This is a genomic window from Syntrophorhabdaceae bacterium (assembly GCA_028713955.1).
Taxonomy (GTDB): domain Bacteria; phylum Desulfobacterota; class Syntrophorhabdia; order Syntrophorhabdales; family Syntrophorhabdaceae; genus UBA5609.
Genome location: JAQTNJ010000311.1, coordinates 1 through 3,218 on the forward strand (window position 1 = coordinate 1; position 3,218 = coordinate 3,218).

Annotated in this window: 3 protein-coding genes; all 3 read right to left on the reverse strand. The window is 51.9% G+C overall.

What is annotated here, in order from left to right; genetic code table 11:
• Positions 1-764, reverse strand: a 764-nt coding sequence (locus tag PHU49_16255; protein MDD5245563.1) for an ankyrin repeat domain-containing protein, incomplete at its 3' end; no start/stop codon positions are given.
• Positions 765-788: 24 nt separating this feature from the next.
• Entirely contained in the window at positions 789-2,024 is a 1,236-nt protein-coding gene (locus PHU49_16260; protein ID MDD5245564.1) for a hypothetical protein, read from the reverse strand.
• A gap of 691 nt (positions 2,025-2,715) precedes the next feature.
• Positions 2,716-3,218: 4Fe-4S binding protein (locus PHU49_16265; protein MDD5245565.1), on the reverse strand; the 503-nt coding region annotated here is incomplete at its 5' end.

Sequence of the window (3,218 nt, forward strand, 5' to 3'; positions counted from 1 at the left end):
CCGGTCTTGCGCAATATGGCAACTCGCTCGGGTTTCCCCCTTTTCTCCGCAATCATAGCCGGTGTATCCCCGTTATTATTCCGGATATTTACATCAGCCCCCTTATTAATGAGCAGTGCCGCCAACTTGTTGGTAGAGCTGTATCCCCCGGCGAACCTGTGTAGCGGGGTATCTCCAGTGTTGTTACGTGCATTAACATCAGCTCTATTTTCAATTAGCAACTTCACCAGTTCCTCGTTATTACCTCTTCCTGCCGCACCTTTGTCCCCATACTCGGCTGCTACATGCAACGGAGTATCCTGAGTCAAGCTCCGGGCACTTACGTTTGCGCCTTTCTGTATGAGCAACGCAGCTGCATCGGCCATGCCTTGCCCGGCTGCTCTGTGCAACGGGGTTTCCTTATATTCGGTCAGGGCATTCACATCCGCCCCTTTTTCAATCAGCAGTTTAACTATATCCGCAGTGCCGGATTCAGCTGCCATATGTAGCGGTGTTTGCTTGACGTGATCACGGGCGTCTATGTTTGCGCCCCTATCAATAAGCAGTCTCACCAAATCAATATTGCCCCACGCGGCAGCAAAATGCAGCGGAGTCCGCTTGTACTCGCCAAGGACATTGACGTTCACGCCTTGATCCAATAGTTGCCTGACTTTGGCAATATCTTTTGCCAGTATCGCGTCATGTATTTCTCCGGTAAACACCGGGACTGCTGTTACGGCTATCAGGGCAAGGATTAACAGCCCGGCAAGAGGCATCTTTTTCATGATCCGCTCCTTCACGTGAGATTCTTAAGGTGTTGTTTTGGTTTTTGCGGTTGCCGAGACAAGGCTGGTCCTATAATTACGCAACTCCTGAAGGAACATGCCGATAAACTTGTCCTCCGGCTGCAATTGCTGTGCTGATTCCAGCATGACTTGAGCTACGGCAAGATGACCATACCTGTTTATAGATACAAGGCTGTTGGCAACCAGCTTGTATGCATCTCTCCTGTCAGAGTAAGAGCCTTTCGGTCCCAAATCCATTTTGGAAAAGGACTCCACGAACTTGGTACTATTGTTGTCCGGGTCGAGTTTTCGTGCCTGGGTAATAAAATCTTTTGCCTTTTCCATATCTCCCATCATCATGGCGGCATAACTCTGTAACGTAAGGTATGTGGCACGGGCCTGGTCATTTTTTTCCTTTTCCTTCTTCAATCGGGCCTTGTAGATATCCTGCGCCAGAAGCAGTCCGTTCCGGACCATTGGATCTTTCGGTCGTTCTTTCTGTGCCTTTTTGAAGTATTGCACGGCAGCAGCGGCAGAGGCGGCATCAAAACGCATCAGCGCCTCAAACCCCTTGTTGTAGTTGGCATTTTCAAAGGTCTTCAGATCGATCTGGGCCGGGAAGACCCGCTCCTTGCCTTTTGTAACATTGGGATCCACGGCGATAGGCTTATCAGGGTCAAGACCAAGGCACCTGAGATCGACCACGGACGCACCCATATTGCCCCACTCGCATTCGGCCTTTTGCGGCTTATCCGTCTTTGCGGAGGTGGTTATATCCTTCAATCCGAAACTACTCGTGCCCGTGTCGCCGATATCCTTCAGGCCCACGGCGCCGGTATCGGTATCCTTAAGCCCAAACTCGCCCTCGGCGATGCCCTTCATGCTCCTCAGGGCCTCCTGCTTGTTCCTTTCGAACTGTTCCTGTCTGAGCTTGGCCGCCTCTTCCTCTCTTTTTCTCTGCTCCTCCAGCTCCTGCTGTCGCTGTCTCTCAGCTTCAAGCTGCCTTTGGCGTTCTGCTTCCTGGCGCTGACGTTCAGCCTCATAGTCATAAGAAGGTACTGATGACCGGGGGGCCGGACCTTCTTTGACACACGGCCGGGAAACGTATTTCCGGATCCGGCTGTCCCATACCTGACACATTCCGGTCGCATCTGCATAAGCAACCGAAGGCAATAATCCGGCTGCAATAATCAATCCTGCCGCTGCAAAAAACAAGCGGTAAGGTAATCGAATAGTTTTTTTATCGCCCGTTACTATCAACGTTTCCTCCTGTTAAATAAGCATCACCCGGATAAACAGACCGGTCTTGTAATTGTGCAATCTCACCGGGTCTCCTCAATAAGTTATAGTACTGCATCAGCTTCCACGCCATTTTTATAATTTGCACGGTGTCCCCCGGAATCTTGACAATTGACTACAAAGGATATTTTCGTGAGAATAAAGAGGAAGAAGGATGGTCCACACAACGACAGGTGCACGCATTTCAAATTTCCGTTCACCATTTTCCTGTAAGTCAGGTATATTGTCAAGGGGAAAAACAGCTCATAGTTAAACGCCCGTAAGTCGTTAGTCGTGAGGTGCGAGAGGGAGAAGCAGCAGGGAGCGGAGAGCCAAGAGCCGAGCGTGAAGGACAAAATCTGTTCAATGTTCAATATTTTATTGTCATCGCGAGGAGCGCAAGCGACGTGGCGATCTCAAAAGATGGGATTGCCACGCCCTGCGGGCTCGCAATGACAAAACGCCGCGCTCCGCTCGCAATGACAATGCGCCACGCCCTGCGGGATCGCAATGACAATGCGCCACGCTCCGGAGTTTGCTTAACCTTAGCCTGAACTTTAGCCTGCTTTTTGCTGACAGCTGATTGCTGCAAAGGCAACTCATAGTTGATAGCGGGTAGTGTGCAGAACCTGATACCTTCCGCATTCACGTGAAGCCTGTGACCTGTATGTTTTTACCACAAGGCCGCGGCAGCGGGAACCCTGGTGCGCTCCTCGAGCCGGATCGCGTTTCTCTTGCAAGCGGAGCGGCAGACCCCGCAGCCATAGCACCACCTCTGGTCGACGACCGCCTTTTTGATTGAGGGGCTGTAGGTGATGGCGCCGAACTGACAGACGCGCATACATTCCCGGCAGCCGTTGCACTCTTCAGGAAGGACCTTGCCAACATACTCGGCCCGGAACATAACGGGTATTGCGTGTGTGACGGTGGTGCGCATAGCGAGGCAGTCTGAACGGTCGCAGTTGCAGATCCCGGCAATGAAGGGTGTATGGAAGGTCCATACAGTATGGCAGAGACCCTCATGCTCATGTGTGTGGAATGCGGCGACGGCCTCGTCCTTATTAAGCGTTTCGAGACCGACGCTATCCGGTCCGGAGATAAAACTATTGTCGAGACCATTGATGATCTCGGCAAGCCTTCCACCGTCAGGCGCCATGCTGACCCCGTAGCAATAGC